Annotated in this window: 16 protein-coding genes; 12 read left to right on the top strand and 4 right to left on the bottom strand. The window is 43.6% G+C overall.

The features are described from left to right. Positions 1-115 precede the first annotated feature (115 nt). Entirely contained in the window at positions 116-751 is a 636-nt protein-coding gene (locus tag QME20_RS18920) for a response regulator transcription factor (protein ID WP_014976692.1), read from the bottom strand. 173 nt (positions 752-924) lie between these two features. Between QME20_RS18920 and cmoA the strand changes: the two genes are divergently transcribed. From cmoA to QME20_RS18875, 9 genes are all read left to right on the top strand, one after another. Beyond that, positions 925-1,656 (top strand): carboxy-S-adenosyl-L-methionine synthase CmoA, encoded by a 732-nt coding sequence (gene cmoA / locus QME20_RS18915; protein ID WP_014976693.1) that lies wholly within the window; start codon positions 925-927, stop codon positions 1,654-1,656. A 53-nt stretch (positions 1,657-1,709) separates the two neighbouring features. Further along, positions 1,710-2,708 carry a tRNA 5-methoxyuridine(34)/uridine 5-oxyacetic acid(34) synthase CmoB gene (gene cmoB, locus QME20_RS18910; protein ID WP_014949679.1) on the top strand — a complete coding sequence of 333 codons (999 nt, stop codon included), beginning with the start codon at positions 1,710-1,712 and terminating at the stop codon, positions 2,706-2,708. A gap of 94 nt (positions 2,709-2,802) precedes the next feature. After that, positions 2,803-3,675: a kinase gene (locus QME20_RS18905; protein WP_281716447.1), complete on the top strand. Its 873-nt coding sequence runs from the start codon at positions 2,803-2,805 to the stop codon at positions 3,673-3,675. Continuing rightward, positions 3,672-4,481, top strand: a complete 810-nt coding sequence (locus QME20_RS18900) for an HAD-IIB family hydrolase (protein WP_014949681.1) — start codon at positions 3,672-3,674, stop codon at positions 4,479-4,481. The genes QME20_RS18905 and QME20_RS18900 overlap by 4 nt, the downstream gene beginning before the upstream one ends. A 12-nt stretch (positions 4,482-4,493) precedes the next feature. After that, complete coding sequence (locus QME20_RS18895; protein ID WP_014949682.1) at positions 4,494-5,717, top strand: glycosyl transferase; 1,224 nt, start codon at positions 4,494-4,496, stop codon at positions 5,715-5,717. 5 nt (positions 5,718-5,722) lie between these two features. After that, positions 5,723-7,477, top strand: coding sequence for a sugar phosphorylase (locus tag QME20_RS18890; protein ID WP_281716446.1), 1,755 nt, complete (start codon positions 5,723-5,725; stop codon positions 7,475-7,477). Between the two features lie 99 nt (positions 7,478-7,576). After that, entirely contained in the window at positions 7,577-8,248 is a 672-nt protein-coding gene (locus tag QME20_RS18885) for a phosphoglycolate phosphatase (RefSeq protein ID WP_281716445.1), read from the top strand. A gap of 138 nt (positions 8,249-8,386) precedes the next feature. Next, on the top strand, positions 8,387-9,601 hold the full coding sequence (glp, locus tag QME20_RS18880) for a gephyrin-like molybdotransferase Glp (RefSeq protein ID WP_281716444.1): 1,215 nt from the start codon (positions 8,387-8,389) through the stop codon (positions 9,599-9,601). Positions 9,602-9,701: 100 nt separating this feature from the next. Next, complete coding sequence (locus tag QME20_RS18875) at positions 9,702-11,075, top strand: MATE family efflux transporter (RefSeq protein ID WP_014949686.1); 1,374 nt, start codon at positions 9,702-9,704, stop codon at positions 11,073-11,075. A gap of 22 nt (positions 11,076-11,097) precedes the next feature. On the opposite strand, the gene QME20_RS18870 is transcribed toward QME20_RS18875, so the two are convergent. The 3 genes from QME20_RS18870 to QME20_RS18860 are packed head-to-tail and all read right to left on the bottom strand — an operon-like array spanning position 11,098 to position 13,883. Further along, positions 11,098-11,817 carry a nucleotidyltransferase family protein gene (locus tag QME20_RS18870; protein WP_281716443.1) on the bottom strand — a complete coding sequence of 240 codons (720 nt, stop codon included), beginning with the start codon at positions 11,815-11,817 and terminating at the stop codon, positions 11,098-11,100. Positions 11,818-11,865: 48 nt separating this feature from the next. Continuing rightward, positions 11,866-13,047, bottom strand: a complete 1,182-nt coding sequence (locus QME20_RS18865) for a VWA domain-containing protein (protein ID WP_039227619.1) — start codon at positions 13,045-13,047, stop codon at positions 11,866-11,868. Then, positions 13,047-13,883 (bottom strand): MoxR family ATPase, encoded by an 837-nt coding sequence (locus QME20_RS18860; RefSeq protein WP_039220753.1) that lies wholly within the window; start codon positions 13,881-13,883, stop codon positions 13,047-13,049. Before QME20_RS18860 ends, QME20_RS18865 begins: the two co-directional genes overlap by 1 nt. 271 nt (positions 13,884-14,154) lie before the next feature. Here QME20_RS18860 and cysK point away from each other — a divergent pair, with 271 nt between their 5' ends. From cysK to QME20_RS18845, 3 genes are all read left to right on the top strand, one after another. Continuing rightward, positions 14,155-15,120, top strand: a complete 966-nt coding sequence (cysK, locus tag QME20_RS18855; RefSeq protein WP_014949690.1) for a cysteine synthase A — start codon at positions 14,155-14,157, stop codon at positions 15,118-15,120. A 245-nt stretch (positions 15,121-15,365) separates the two neighbouring features. After that, positions 15,366-15,824 carry a hypothetical protein gene (locus tag QME20_RS18850; protein WP_014949692.1) on the top strand — a complete coding sequence of 153 codons (459 nt, stop codon included), beginning with the start codon at positions 15,366-15,368 and terminating at the stop codon, positions 15,822-15,824. Between the two features lie 228 nt (positions 15,825-16,052). After that, positions 16,053-16,634 carry a M23 family metallopeptidase gene (locus QME20_RS18845; RefSeq protein ID WP_281716442.1) on the top strand — a complete coding sequence of 194 codons (582 nt, stop codon included), beginning with the start codon at positions 16,053-16,055 and terminating at the stop codon, positions 16,632-16,634. The last annotated feature ends 82 nt before the right edge of the window (positions 16,635-16,716 follow it).

Raw genomic sequence — 16,716 nt, 5'->3', positions numbered from 1 at the left:
ATTTTAAACGCTCTATTGTGTTTTGACATAAAAAGACCCCCAATAATTGGAATGTCCAACTAATGGGGGTCACTTCATAATCCGGTTTTTTATTAGCGCTAGATAAATACTTAGTTTAGCTAAGTTGGAGTTTATCCATCAACAATACGGCTTGCGTACGCGTGTTGATCTCTAGCTTGCGAAGAATGGCACTAATGTGTGCTTTAATGGTTGCTTCCGTAACGTTCATCTCGTGAGCGATTTGCTTGTTCATTAAGCCTGCGCGTAAGTAAGAAAGCACTTGAATCTGTTTAGGTGTAAGTTCACGGAAGCGCTGAAGTAGAACTTTAAGCTCATCGTCAACTTTCTCTAGTTCTTCTTCCATACCTTCTGGAAGCCACTTTTTGCCACCAATAATGTCTACAATAGCTTGAGCAATTTCTCGTGTTTGGGACACTTTGGGGATAAAGCCCTGAGCACCTAGGCTCATTACTTGAGCGACAACCTCAACAGTATCGCTGCCCGAAACAACACCAATAGGGATATTCGGGTATTGTTCACGCAGCGTGATAAGGCCGTTAAAATATTCACCGCCAGGCATATTAAGGTCAAGAAGGATCAGCTCAACACCGTCGAATTCGTTTAGCTTCGCCATCGCATCATCCAAGCTTCCTGCTTGAATTATCTGTGCGTTTTCAAAGTAAGGTTCCAACGCGCCGCTCAAAGCTTCGCGAAACAATGGGTGATCGTCTGCTACTAGAATTCTTGTCATTAGCGTTACTGCTTCCTTATTGTATTATGAGTATAGATTAATACTTTAGATCATTAACGAAAAGCCCTAAACCAGAAAAATCACGCAAAATATAACAAATTTGGTGTTTTCCATTGGCATTTACGTATCAAACGGTAAAATTGCGCCCCAAATTAGTTAATTGAAGACCCACTGTGAAGAAACACGACAATATATACGCAAAGGCACTCAATAAAGTAGATGACTTTAAATTTGACGAGTCTGTCGTTGATGTGTTTCCCGATATGATTCAGCGCTCAGTGCCTGGATACGAAACCATTGTTCACACCATAGGCGAATTGGCTAAAATTGCCGTTACGCCCAATACCGTCGTATATGATCTTGGCTGTAGCTTAGGTGCTGCAAGTTTATCTGTGGCAAGAGCTTTACCTAACGATACATGTGAAATTATTGGTGTGGATGCTTCAGAAGCAATGGTAGAACGCTGCAAACGCGTCGTACAGACCTTCACACTGCCAAACCCAATTGTTATTCAGCATGGGTTTGCACAAAGTGTAGAAATTAAGAATGCCTCTTTGGTTGTGATGAATTTCACTTTGCAATTTATCCCACCCGCTGACCGCGAAGCGTTATTAAAGCGCATTTACGACGGGCTTAACCCCGGCGGTATGTTGGTGCTATCAGAAAAAATACGCCACCCTACCCTTACTGGCAATGAACTGCTGGTAGATTTACATCATCAATTTAAGCGCGACAACGGTTATAGTGAACTAGAAGTGAGCCAAAAGCGCGCCGCGTTAGAAAAAGTTATGCTAACCGATACATTTAACGAGCATGATACTCGCTTGAGAAAAGTCGGGTTTACCGATGTTGTGATGTGGTACAAATGTTATAACTTCACGTCTATGGTTGCCATTAAAGGCTAAACAAATCTCGCTACGTCCGTCTTTCCGCAACGCCAACACATATTAAGAACAGTATGAGCAAATTAGAACAAACTTGGTTTACCGATTGCTACAAATCGTTAATAGACAGCCCGCTATCACATTGGCTTCAAACGCTGCCGGCACAAATGGACACCTGGCAGCGAACTGCTAAACACGGTGAGTTTGATAAATGGTGCCGTTTACTTTCGAAGCTGCCGACTACGTCGCCGAGTTGTGTTGATTTAGCCTCAAGCGTTTCCATTGGCACCGAAAATGACGTAGATGAATATGTCCAAAAACAAATTGAAGGATTACTAAAGCAGTTTATGCCCTGGAGAAAAGGGCCATTTAATCTTCATGGAATTCATATTGATACAGAGTGGCGTTCGGACTGGAAATGGGACCGCGTAGCACCTCATATTAGTTCGCTGAAAGACCGAAACGTTTTAGACGTAGGTTGTGGTAGTGGTTATCACATGTGGCGCATGCTGGGTGAAGGTGCCAATAATGTAATAGGTATAGATCCTACCCAACTGTTTCTTATTCAGTTTCACGCCATTAAACAATTTATTAGTAAAAGTAGTGCGCCTTCCGAGAATATCCATTTTCTACCGATGGGCATTGAAGACATGCAGCCACTGAGAGCTTTCGACACTGTGTTTTCTATGGGTGTACTTTACCACCGTAAAGACCCAATGGCGTTTCTGCAGCAACTTAAAGACCAGCTAAGAAAAGGTGGCGAACTGGTTCTTGAAACCCTTGTTGTGGATGGTGATGAAAATACAGTATTGATGGCGGGTGAACGCTATGCACAAATGCGAAATGTGTGGTTCTTGCCGAGCACTGCAGCCCTATCTGTTTGGTTAGGCCGCTTAGGCTTTGAAAATATTCGCGTTGTAGATATCAACCACACAACCCTAGATGAGCAGCGCGCAACGCCTTGGATGGAAACGCAATCTTTGAAAGATTTTCTCGATCCGGAAGATATTACTCGCACTATCGAAGGTTACCCTGCACCACAAAGGGCCGTTATTGTCGCTAACAAGAAGTAAGTCGTAAGACCACGCCTCTGTTACCCTATTGGCACAAATGTTGTTATCTTAATCAAGAAGAACGTGCGAATTCTGCATTGATTAAGGTGACAACATGGATATACATGGCTTTCTAACGACGCATCAATTGCCAAGTACCTATGCAGAAACTGCACAAAAATGGTTCACCCCATTATGTGAGCAACTGCTTAAGCACCAAGACGGTGCAACACAACCATTTATCGTGGGCATAAATGGCAGTCAGGGTTCAGGTAAATCAACTCTGACCAGTTTTATCGAGTCCTTCCTTACCTCGGTCCACAACAAAAAAGTGGTATCACTCTCAATTGACGATTTTTACTACGACCAGTCGCAGCGAAATGCGCTAGCAATAAAAGTGCACCCGCTTCTAGCAACTCGTGGTGTACCGGGTACTCATGACATTCCTCTAGCGTTAAATACGTTTCGCAGTTTAGAAAAAGGCACGCGTACATCGCTGCCCCGCTTTAACAAAGCTACAGATAACCCGTTCCCCAAAGAACAGTGGCCTGTAATCGAATCTTCACCCGATTTCATCATACTTGAAGGATGGTGTGTGGGCGCTATTGCGCAAACATCTAGCGAACTTAAACGGCCAGTAAACCACCTTGAAGAAGTAGAGGACCCATTGGGCATTTGGCGCTCTTTTGTAAACACTGAACTAGCAGGCGATTATCAGACGTTGTTCGACAAAATAGACTACCGCATTATGCTGAAAGCACCGAGTTTCGACTGTGTGTATCAATGGCGGTTAGAACAAGAACATAAACTCGCCCAAAAAGCGTTAAAAGATAGCGATGGAGTGATGTCTGATGAAGAAGTGGCAAACTTTGTGCAACACTACCAACGCATCACTGAACACGCATTAAGTAACTTGCCTGAAAAGTGCGACACCGTGTTTTATCTAGATGAAACAAGAACGATAACTAAACAGGACGTAAAACGATGACGAAAACGCTTGTTTTCACCGATATGGACGGCACGCTGTTAGACCACCATACCTACTCTTTCGAGGCGGCGAAACCGGCTTTAACGGCATTAGAAAAAAAGGACATTCCCGTTATTCCCACTACCAGCAAAACCTTTGCTGAATTACAACCGCTGCGCGAGAGTATTGGTTTAGACGGGCCTTTTATTATTGAAAATGGCGCCGCTATTTTCATCCCTCATGGCTTTTTCAAACAAAAACCCAGCGGTACGGTTTGGATAGATGGCTACTGGTGTAAGGCGTTTATCTCAAACAAAAATTACTGGATTAAGCTACTTGAAAAAATAGGTAGCGAATTTGACGGCAAGTATAAACAATTCTCAAAAATGTCGATTCAAGAAATTCAGGAATGTACTGGGCTTGACGAAAGGTCAGCGTCACTTGCTGCCAAACGCCAGTTTGGCGAGCCGGTTTTGTGGCTTGGCACTGACGAAGAAAAACAACGCTTTTTAAAGGTAGTAAAAGATCGCGGTGCTTTCCCTCTAGAAGGCGGCCGCTTCATTCATATTTCAGGTAATTGCGATAAAGGCCAGGCCCTCAAGTGGCTGGCCAATGAATATCAAAAGCAACATACCACCAAAGTTAACACTATTGCCCTTGGCGATGGTAAGAACGACGTTGCAATGCTTGAAGCGGCGCACGTCCCCATTCGCATTTTATCCCCGGTAAATCCTCCACCAGCAGTAAAAAAAGAAGAGGTATATACCAGCACCCTAACCGGCCCTGAAGGCTGGAACGAAATGCTTACTCAATTGCTATCCCTATGATCAGGAGGACACATGGCTGATTTTTATCAAAATGGTGTGGTTACTACGTTACATAACTTAGCTCGTCGTCCTACCGAAGAGCTTGAAGCAGAGCTTCTACAGTTTTCACAGAAGCGCCCTATGGCACTTATTTTACCGTCGCTCTTTTCTGAATTAGAAGGCGACGCACTTCCACATATCGTCAACGAATTAACAGACGTGCCCTACTTATCAGAAATTGTCATCGGTCTGGACCGAGCCAATGAAGAGCAGTACAAACACGCACTAAAATTCTTCGGCAAACTTCCTCAGCATCACAGAGTGCTATGGAACGACGGTCCTCGCCTTAAAGCACTTGATGAAGAGCTTCAGGCTCAAGGCTTGGCGCCAAAGGAGTTAGGTAAAGGCCGAAACGTTTGGTACTGCATGGGCTACGTACTAGCATCGAATCGAGCAGAATCTGTTGCACTACACGATTGCGATATTGTTACCTATAACAAAGATTTGCTCGCAAAGCTTATCTACCCTGTAGCCAACCCAATGTTTAACTACGAGTTTTGTAAAGGTTACTATGCGCGTGTGGCTAACGGCAAAATTAATGGCCGTGTTTCTCGACTTCTTGTTACGCCATTACTTCGTGCATTAAAACGCATTATGGGAGACAACGAATACTTGGAGTTTATGGACAGCTTCCGCTATCCATTAGCGGGTGAGTTTTCGTTTAGACGCGACGTACTAAACGATATTCGCATTCCAAGTGACTGGGGCTTAGAAATTGGTGTGCTGTCTGAAATGCACCGCAACTATTCGCACAACCGCCTGTGTCAGGCAGATATATGTGATATTTACGACCATAAACATCAGGATTTATCGCTTAATAACGACCAAGGTGGTTTGTCTAAAATGTCTATCGACATTACCAAAGCCATTTTCAGAAAACTTGCTACGCAAGGCTATACGTTTAGCAACGAAATGTTCCGCTCAATTAAAGCCACCTATTTCCGTATTGCGCTAGACTTTATAGAAACCTACCACAATGACGCGGTAATGAATGGCTTGAACTTAGACATTCACAGCGAAGAGAAAGCAGTAGAAATGTTTGCCAGTAACATCATGAAAGCGGGGCAAAACTTTTTAGAAAACCCTATGGAAACGCCGTTTATACCAAGCTGGAACCGCGTGACCAGCGCGGTACCCGATATTTTAGAGCGACTATTAGAAGCGGTTGAAGCCGATACTGCAGAATATATGGAGTAAGTAATATGGCATGGGACCATCTCCATGACAAAGTAAAACACCATTTAGAAAGCATTTATGCCGATGTATCGCTGGACGTCTCGTATGAGACGCTAGCGACTGAGTTAATGAACACTATAGGCATTCAGCAGCAAACGGATATTGCTTCACCTCAGTCTCATCACAATTATTGGGATGAAGATGACATTATCATGATTACCTACGGTGATAGTGTCATTGACGAAGGGGAGCGCCCGCTGGTTACGTTAAATAAGTTTTTGCACCGCTACTGCAAGAACACCGTTAATAACGTTCACATCCTGCCCTTCTTCCCATACAGCTCAGACGATGGGTTTTCGGTTATCGATTACTCTACGGTGAATGAAGCACTAGGTTCATGGGACGATATTGAAGTCATTGCTGAGGATTATGGCTTGATGACCGACTTAGTTATCAATCACTGCTCTGCAAGAAGTGTGTGGTTTGATAACTTTGTGAAGGGTGAAGGACCAGGAGCTGACTTTTTCTTCACGGCAGATCCATCCGATGACCTCTCCATGGTAACTCGCCCTCGTGTGTCGCCTTTGCTCCGAGAAACGGAAACCGCCAACGGTACAAAGCATGTATGGTGCACGTTTAGTCACGACCAAGTTGACTTTGACTTTAGAAACCCCAAGGTGTTGTTAGCGTTTATCGATATCATCAAGCTGTATATTGATAAAGGCGCTAAAATCTTTCGCTTAGACGCAGTGGCATTTCTTTGGAAAATTGTAGGTACAAACTGCATTAATCTATTCCAAACCCACGAAGTCATACGTTTGATCCGAACGCTGATTGAACATGTGGATCCTTCCATCATAATCATTACCGAAACCAATATTCCCAACAGGGAAAACCTAACGTACTTTGGTAATGCTAACGAAGCCCATGCTATCTACAACTTTTCGCTTCCGCCGTTACTTGTAAATACATTAGTAACGGGTGATTGTACGTATTTGAAAAGCTGGATGATGAGTATGCCACCGGCGCAAAACGGCACAGCCTATTTTAACTTTATCGCTTCGCACGATGGTATTGGCTTGCGTCCGGCGGAAGGCCTACTGTCAGATGAAGAAATTTCAGAGCTTGTGCATACAATGCAACACTTTGGCGGCAAGGTGTCGTGGCGCGCTTCTGATCACGGTCAGCAAAAGCCTTACGAGATAAACATCACCCTATTCGACGCGCTGCAAGGAACCACCAAGGGCCCTGATAAGTATCAAGTGGACCGATTTATTTGTGCTCACGCCATAATGTTAGGTATGGAAGGTATACCAGGAATTTACATTCACAGTTTACTTGGCACATCCAACGATTACGAAAAAGTCGCTAATACAGGACAAAATCGTTCAATCAACAGAAAACGTTGGGACTTTAACGAGTTAGAGGCACTGTTAGACTCGCCCTTTTCACAGCATCACAAAGTACTCACTCGAATCTCGCAGCTTATACGTATACGTAAAGCGCAGCCTGCTTTTCACCCCAATGCAACGCAGTTTACTTTGCAGCTTGGTAACCAATTATTTGGCTACTGGCGACAAAGTCTCGATAGAAAGCAAAGTATTTTCTGTATTAGTAATATTTCAGACGAAGAACAAACAATTTTGCTGTCTGACATAAATCTTATTGGCACAGATAATTGGATTGATCTCATCACCCGTGACGAGATAGCTCTTTCTAGTGGTTTCTTACAAATGAAGCCTTATCAAGTGCTTTGGATCAGCAACCAAGATTTTGAATGAATCTTTGAGCTTATAACGCCAGTCGACCAATAAATCTACCGCGGTAAGGATACTGCGGTGTTATGCTTGTCACACGAGTTAGCAAATCAAAAGTTTGTAATGCAAGAAATTAATACCTTTTTTTTCGATTTAGACGGAACCTTGGTAGACTCTGTTCCTGATTTGGCAACAGCGTTAAACCAAACATTAAACGACTACCAATTACCAACGTATAACGAGCAGACAATTAGACACTGGGTTGGAAATGGTGCTCGTGTTCTGGTGGAACGCGGATTGAGCGGCAACGCAAAGATCAGACACCATTACACATCAAACGAGATTGATGCCGCTTTAGAAAAATTTCTTTTCTATTACCGAACGCTAGATACTAAGAGTACAATGCTGTACGACGGCGTGTTCTCAACACTTCACGCGCTAAAAGAACAAGGGTTCACGCTAGCATTAATCACTAATAAACCTTCGGAATTTATTGAGCCTATCCTTTCATCGTTCTCAATATTCTCGTTGTTTTCGCTTACCATTGGCGGTGATAGTTTACCGGAAAAAAAGCCTTCTTCCCTTCCCCTTCTGCACGCCTGTGAAAAGCTTGGTGTTTCGCCCTCACAGTGTGTAATGGTTGGAGATTCTAAAAATGACATTGTTGCCGCAAAAGCCGCGAACATAAAAAGTATAGGGCTTACCTATGGGTATAACTATGGTGAGAGCATCGCAAAATATAAACCTAACTGGGTTTTCGACGACTTTGAAGAGATATTAACGCTCGCTTCTTAATTCATCTGACATAGCCGTTGATGAAACTTCAATTGCGTCGTTTACGCATACTTTCTTTTATTTCACGCTTTAACCTTTGGTATAAGGCCGCTTTTTCTGTAATATCCGCGTGTTAAATCATTTCATGGAGTTGTTGGTATGTCATCTAAATGGCTTTCACTAGAAGAAGCCCTCACTAAAGCATTAGACGCTGCAAAAGCGATAAACGACGTTGAGCAAGTGAGCATTTTTGACGCCAACAACCGCATCTTGGCCCAAGATGTAACTGCCCACGTTGATGTCCCGCCATGGGATAATTCAGCAATGGATGGCTATGCCGTAAATGCAGAAGATCTTAAACACAGTGGTAAACTCGAAGTACAGGGTGTAATTACAGCTGGCATGAGTGCTGATGAGCCGCTTGAAAAAGGCAAAGCATTTAAAATAATGACGGGGGCCCCGGTGCCTGCCAATGCTAACGCCGTTGTAATGGTAGAGAATACCGAAAGTCATGATGGCGCGGTTTTGATCAATAAAATTCCATCGGCGCAAGAGAATATACGTAAAAAGGCCAATGATATCGCCAGTGGCGATACACTAATAAGCAAGGGCACGCGCCTTCACGCCGAACACCTTATGCTGCTGTCCTCCCAAGGAAACAGTAAGGTGGCAGTATTCAGAAAACTTCGCGTTGGTGTAGTCGCGACTGGTTCTGAACTTGCTGCACCTGGCGAACCCTGTAAATCGACACAAATTTTCGAGTCTAATCGCGTTGGTGTAAGCAGCATTTTAAGCAATGAAAACGTAGAGCTTGTTGATTTCGGCATTGTAGAAGACGACGAAGCTTCTTTGCGTAGACTCTTCATTAAGGCGAGCGAGCGTGTAGATGTAATGGTAAGTAGCGGTGGTGTATCTGTGGGCGATGCCGACTATGTAAAAGATATCATCGCTGAATTGGGCACTATCGACTTTTGGAAAGTCGCAGTTAAACCGGGTAAACCCTTTGCTCTGGGTAAAATAAACAACACGTTGTTTTGCGGTTTGCCGGGCAATCCTGTGTCTTCATTTGTTACCGCAAAATTATTGGTTGTGCCTGTTATCAAAAAAATGCAAGGGCAAGTACAACCGCACGAGCAGTTCTTTGTTAACGCTAGCATTACGACACCTCTTAAGCGACGTGCAGGCCGGCGAGACTTTCAGCGTGCAACCATGGTAAGAAATAATCAAGGTGAATGGGAAGTCACACCATTAAAGTCACAAAGCTCTGGCGTTATGACTTCAATCACTTCTGCTAACTGCCTAATGGTAGTACATGAAGATATAAGTGAGTTAAAAGTTGGCGATACGGTTCCGGTTATACCGCTACATTTTTAACAAGTTCGTTGTTGAAACGCTACTTCGTTAAGGCTTTTAAGCTCGTTTTTATTTTCTGCATTTTTATCGCCCTAGGCGACCCATATAGAGACACATTACCGTGAATAAGAAACGCTTTCTTTTAGAAGGAAGAGACATTTTAAAACTAGCATGGCCATTGTTGGTTGCGCAGATTACTCAAATGCTAATGGGCGTTAGCGATACTATTATGGCTGGGCGTTACAGTGCAACCGACATGGCAGCGGTAGCACTAGGATTTAGCATCACCGTGCCACTGCTTTGCTTTATACAGGGTATAGCGCTGGCACTTCCCCCAATTATTTCACGGTTGCAGGGAAACAAAAATTTAAGTGGTATTGCCGACGCAAGTCAGCAAGCTGGTTATCTGGTTTTCTTTGTGGGATTAGCGGTAGCAGGCTTAATTCCATTTACTGAAAGCATAGTCGCGCTGTTCCCTATGGCGCCCGAGCTATTTAGCATTACCGTAGACTACGTACTGTATGTGCTGTTCGCTATGCCTGGATTTGCACTTTACCAATGGCTTAGAAACTATTGTGAAGGCTTGGGTAAAACCAAACCCACTATGATTATTACGGTTATCGGGCTGATGGCGAACATCGTAGGAAACTACCTGTTTATCTATGGTGTAGGCCCATTACCAGCTATGGGCGGTGCGGGTTGTGGTATTGCAACGGCCATTGTGATTTACACTATGCTTATAGCAACCGTTATCTATGTTCGTTTTGCCCCTGCCCTGCAAAAGTACAATTTGTTTGGACAGTTGTATAAACCTAACATGGTAACCATAAATCGTACCTTCAAAATGGGTTTGCCCATTGCTATGACTATCCTGTTCGAAGTGACGCTGTTTTCACTGGTTGCATTGTTATTAGCCCCTTTTGGTGCCACAACGGTAGCGGCCCACCAAGTCGCACTGAACTTCTCGGCCCTGATGTTCATGTTTCCTATGAGTATTGGTATGGCAGCAGCAATTCGCATTGGCTATCGCATAGGGCAAAATAACCCACGACAGGCAAAAATTGCAGCTCGAACCGCTATTCTGATCGGTTTTTTCACCGCTGCGTGTACGGCTAGCTTCACCCTGCTAGCAAAGGGATTCATCATTGGCCTGTACACCAGCGACGAAGCCGTATATACCTTGGCAAATGCGCTATTGATTTATGCGGCGTTATTCCAATTGTCTGATGCGGTTCAGGTGATTTCGGCTAATGCATTACGCGGCTATAAAGACACAACAGCGATGTTTGTTATTACCTTTGTGTCCTACTGGTTAATAGGTCTACCTACAGGCGTTATTTTAGGTAGAACAAACTGGATAACGGCAGAACCAATGGCCGCAGCAGGGTTTTGGATTGGCTTCATTGTAGGATTGAGTGCCGCAGCTGTTATGCTAGGTGCACGCCTTCTTTACATCCAAAGGCCCAGTGCTGTGCATCGTATCGCGAATGCATAACCGTTCAATTGAACCAAAGCAGTTACACCCTGCTTTTTAGTTTGTCCCAGTCTTGTGGCGTGTCTATATCAAATTGTGCGTTAGGTATAGACACAGCCGTTACCCTACCTAATTTCGCATGCTTCCTAATAACTGGCTTAGCCCCCATATCGCCACTTAGCGCTAGAAGTTCACTAAATACAGCTTCAGGAAAGATAGCAGGCACGGTTAATCGACTATTGTTCTCTCCCTGCATTTGCCATTCACTGCATACTATGTGATTAGGGTTCGCATAAGAAGTGTTGATAAGGCGAACGAAGTCTTGTGCATTAAGACTCGGCAAATCGGCCAACGTGAATAGCACGTGAGTAGGTCTTGTACACAATCCCTTTGCTGTCGGGGATACTGATTTCGACAGTGATGAAAGGCTTAAAAGATGCGTGAGTCCCGTGCGAATACTTGATGCAAGGCCTTCATCCCAATTAGCGTTGTGAACGATACTGATGGGTAGTTCAGAAACCTTACATGGAGAGTGTTTTAGCTGCGTATTTACGGAATCATGCCATTTACCTGTAACAACAGTAATGGGTAATTCACTGGTTAACGCTAAGTCATTGCGCGCACTAACTACCTCCCCCACACTGTGTTGTATAAGAGAAAGCGCAGAAATTGGGTGTTCCGATAAAAGCTTATTACCCTTGTAGCGAGCGCTCTTTCCGCCCGCCAACACCACAAGTGCTACGGCATAATTTTCCGACTTCAATTCAATATCCGTTATATCAAAGAAATAAAACGTTATACGTCAAAGGGCTTAGCGGCTTCTGCTAAGCCCTTTGATAGCAGCCGTTAACCCTTCAAGCGTTAGCCCATACATTCTGTCTTCCATAATTTCACGAATAATTTTGATAGACGAATAATACGGCCAATAATTCTCAGCTTGCGGATTAAGCCACACTGCGTTGTTAAAGTGGTTCAATAAACGCTGCATCCACACACTGCCCGGTTCTTCATTCCAATGCTCTACGCTGCCCCCTGGGTAGGTAATTTCATAGGGCCCCATGGTAGCGTCACCAACAAAAATAACCTTATAGTCTTTTCCGTAGCGATGAATGATATCCCAAATAGGAATGCGCTCTTTATTGCGGCGAAGGTTATCTTTCCACACTTCCTCATACACGCAGTTATGAAAGTAAAAGTACTCAAGGTACTTAAACTCACTTTGCACCGCAGAAAAAAGCTCTTGAGTACTTTTCACATGTGGGTCCATTGAGCCACCCACATCGAAAAACATTAACACTTTAACCGCATTATGACGCTCCGGCGCCATATGAATATCGAGTAAACCGCCTTTTTTGGCCGTTTCACCTATGGTTGTAGGCACATCAAGCTGCTCACTTGCGCCGGTGCGAGCAAACTTGCGTAGCTTTCTAAGGGCCACTTTTATGTTACGCGTACCCAGTTCAACATCAGAGCTTAGGTTTTTAAACTCGCGTTTATCCCACACTTTTACTGCCGAAAACTTTCTGTTTCCCTTTTGCCCTATTCTCACGCCTTCCGGGTTGTCGCCATAAGCGCCAAAGGGCGATGTTCCACCGGTGCCCACCCATTTATTTCCACCTTGGTGACGCTTCTCTTGTTCTTCTAAGCGTTTTTTCAACGTTTCCATCAGTTCTTCAAGGCCACCGGCTTTACGCAGTGCCTCACGCTCTTCAGGGCTTAAATTTTTCTCAATTTCCTTACGCAGCCATTCCTCAGGAATCTCTTTGCCAAACAAATCGACAGATTCAACACCTTCAAAATACTCCGCAAACGCCCTGTCGAACTTATCGTACTGAGTTTCGTCCTTCACCATTATGGTACGCGACAAACTGTAGAACGCTTCGATATCGGCATACACCACGTGCTTTTCTAGCGCACTAAGCAAATCCAGCAACTCGCGCAGCGTGGTTTTAACCTGATATTTTCGCAGTGTATAAAAAAACTGAATAAGCATTAGCGACGCGCCATAAAGACCAGTTTTTCAAACAAATGTATGTCTTGTTCGTTTTTCAGCAGTGCCCCATAAAGCGGTGGAATAGCAGCTTTTCCGTCTTTTGAGTGAAGCGCTTCTGGTGGGATATCTTCAGCAACTAAAAGCTTCAACCAGTCGATAAGTTCAGAGGTAGAAGGCTTTTTCTTAAGCCCTGGTACATCTCGAATTTCAAAGAAAGCCTTTAACGCTTCATCAAGCAGCTTTTTCTTTAAATCTGGGAAATGTACGTTAACGATTTCTTGCATTTCCTCTGGATTCGGGAACTGAATGTAGTGGAAGAAACAACGGCGCAGGAAAGCATCTGGCAGCTCTTTTTCGTTGTTCGATGTAATAATAACAATCGGACGCTGCTTCGCGACTACACGTTCTTGTGTTTCATAAACGAAGAATTCCATCTTATCGAGCTCTAGCAGCAAGTCGTTGGGAAACTCAATATCAGCTTTATCAATTTCATCAATTAATAGTACCGGGCGCTTTTCTGCGCTAAAGGCTTCCCATAATTTACCTTTTACGATGTAGTTGCTTATATCGTGAACGCGATCATCACCAAGTTGAGAGTCGCGAAGGCGTGACACTGCGTCGTATTCGTACAAACCTTGCTGTGCTTTAGTGGTTGATTTAATGTGCCACTGAATTAGTTCGGTGCCTAAACTCTCGGCCAATTCTTCAGCAAGCATGGTTTTACCTGTGCCCGGCTCGCCTTTAATTAAAAGCGGACGCTCTAGCGTAATAGCTGCGTTAACCGCCAGCTGTAAGTCTTTGGTTGCGATATAATTAGACGTGCCACTAAAAGCCATTATTGTTGTACTCCGTATAATTTTTCGTCTTTGCAATTTTAACTATAATATCAAGGCCTTCTCATGATTGCCCATAGATATAACATATAGCTAAAAAGCACTTTGCATTTTACTGATTGGGACCAATGATATAGGGGTATGACGAAATCCCCTAATTCAGGCTGTGAATTATTAACTATCACACGCGTTGAATTATTAACTATTAAAAAGGTCGTACAGATCACGACAGACGGGGTTTCCTATAAAATAAGGAACGAGGTAAGGATTTATAATGAACGTATTTGACGACAATTCCCTATCTATTGGCCGCACGCCACTAGTTAAGCTAAATCGCGTAACATCAGGTAATGTATACGCAAAAATTGAATCGCGTAACCCAAGCTTCAGCGTTAAGTGCCGTATTGGCGCAAACATGATTTGGGATGCTGAAAAGCGCGGTGTCCTTACCGAAGGTAAAGAAATTGTAGAGCCGACCAGTGGTAACACAGGTATCGCTTTGGCGTTTGTTGCAGCGTCTCGCGGTTATAAGCTAACGTTAACTATGCCTAGCAGCATGAGCCTTGAGCGTCGCAAACTTCTAAAAGCTTTGGGCGCAAACCTTGTTCTTACTGAAGCGCCTAAGGGCATGAAAGGTGCCGTTGCCGCTGCACAAGAAATTGTGGCATCAGATCCAGACAAATACGTATTGCTTCAACAGTTCGACAACCCGGCTAACCCAGCTATTCACGAAAAAACCACTGGCCCTGAAATTTGGGAAGATACAGATGGTAAAGTAGATGCATTCGTAGCTGGTGTAGGTACGGGTGGTACAATCACGGGTGTAAGTCGCTACCTTAAAAATACGAAAGGTAAAGCAATTACTTCTATTGCTGTTGAGCCAACAGACTCTCCAGTAATTACCCAAGCGCTTGCGGGCGAAGAATTAACCCCTGGTCCACACAAAATTCAAGGTATTGGCGCAGGTTTCATTCCAGGTAACCTAGACCTAGACCTAATTGACGAAGTTGAGCAAGTTACCAACGAAGAATGTATGGACATGGCGCGCAAGCTAATGACCGACGAGGGTATTCTTGCAGGTATTTCTTCTGGTGCAGCCGTTGTTGCTGCTAAGCGTTTTGCTGAACGCCCAGAAAACAAAGACAAAGTGGTTGTAGTACTTCTAGCAAGCGGCACAGAACGTTACCTAAGTAGCCCTCTGTTTGCTGGTGCGTTCGACGAACAAGAAGAAGTTCAATAACCGCCAAAATGTTTCAATTATTTAAAAACGAGGCCTAGTGCCTCGTTTTTTTATGCCTACTCTCTTCTATTTCTCCTGAAGTTTTATGAACACAAACACCTGACTTTTCCGCTCTATTACTTTGCTTTTGTGCACAATATTGTGAATAATCAAAGCATAGATTAGCGAAGCGGCGAACACATTGACTTCGTTGAGATATAAAACTATCAATAAGAAACGGACCTCTTTACATTAAGGTAATCCAAATGAAAACGCGTATGTGGTACGCCCTATTCGGGCTTTTTACAGTGTTGATTTTATCCGCTTGCGGTAAAAAGGAAGAAGGCATCGGGCGGTACGGCATGCTTGATGAAAGTACCCCTGAGTACACCACCGTAGCGTTTCTCAAAAGTGTTTATGAAGATGACAACCTTGATACAGCAATTCGCCTATCAAGCGAAAAACTGTCTCGTATATTAACGAGATACCACACTAACAGTAACGTTCAGCGCCACCTCTTAAACCTTAAATATGACACCGTCACCATCACTCCTCAAAGTGCAGGCCGAGTTGGCCGCAACGAATTCGCAGAAAAATCGACAATCACCGTATTTTTAAGTGGAACATACAACGACGATAAAATTGAAGACTTGCGAAGCCTCGACTTGATTAAAGAAGACGGTGAATGGAAGGTTAATAAAATTCATCCAGATGCCTATTTATAGCGTGTAGATAAACGCTGTTTTTATGGCCAGCAACGTAGCTTTTTACAAATGAAGAAAATAAAAAGGATGTTTTCCGGCTTTTATGCTTAAAAGCGTTTGTTTTTTGTTCAAAGTATTGTTTTAGGATAACAATTTTAAAACGCTCATAAGTGATATACGGATAGTTTCCACCTTGCATAAAGGATTTTTTCTGTACATTAAATTGTTATGCACTTAAGGATGAGACAAATGAGTATCAAAGCTAAGTTACTTCTGCTTGTAATTTTATTTACCTTCAAATCATATGCGGGAACATCAATAAAAATTCATGCGGTCCACAAAGAAACATTTGCATGTACTGAGCATTGGGATGGCCAGTTTAAATATGCTGGTGATGCACTAGGAACAGACTGTGTTATTGGGGGATGGTATGAAGATGATAAAAGGCTATTTCAACGTTCCTTCATAAACAATGGTTTTGAAAATGAAGATTGGTTTGGTTTTAAAAAGAATGTACTTGCACCATGTGATTGCATAGTTACAAAAATCCATATAAATCCAATTACGAACCAACCAGGTGTAATGACCCCAGGAAGAGCAAGCTCTATAACTTTCAAAACTAAAGAAGGATTATCGATATTACTAGCTCATGTACGTGAGGTAGAAGTAAAGGAAGGTGATACAGTCAAACGCGGTACTGTCGTTGCGAAAGTCGGTAATAATGGATACAGCCGAAACCCCCATATTCATATTGGAGCATGGGATGAAGAAGGCAAACCTATTCAAATTCAGTTTGATCAAAGTACATTGGCGTTGATTGACCGCGAGTAAGTGCATAATCGGGTAGCCGGAGGTATCTAGCCTCCAGCCCCCACAACACCCTGCATGCGGCTCCGCACAGGGCGTTTCATTT

Source organism: Alteromonas sp. CyTr2 (assembly GCF_947311905.1).
Lineage (GTDB): Bacteria > Pseudomonadota > Gammaproteobacteria > Enterobacterales > Alteromonadaceae > Alteromonas > Alteromonas macleodii.
This window is presented reverse-complemented; position numbering and strand designations above follow the sequence as displayed.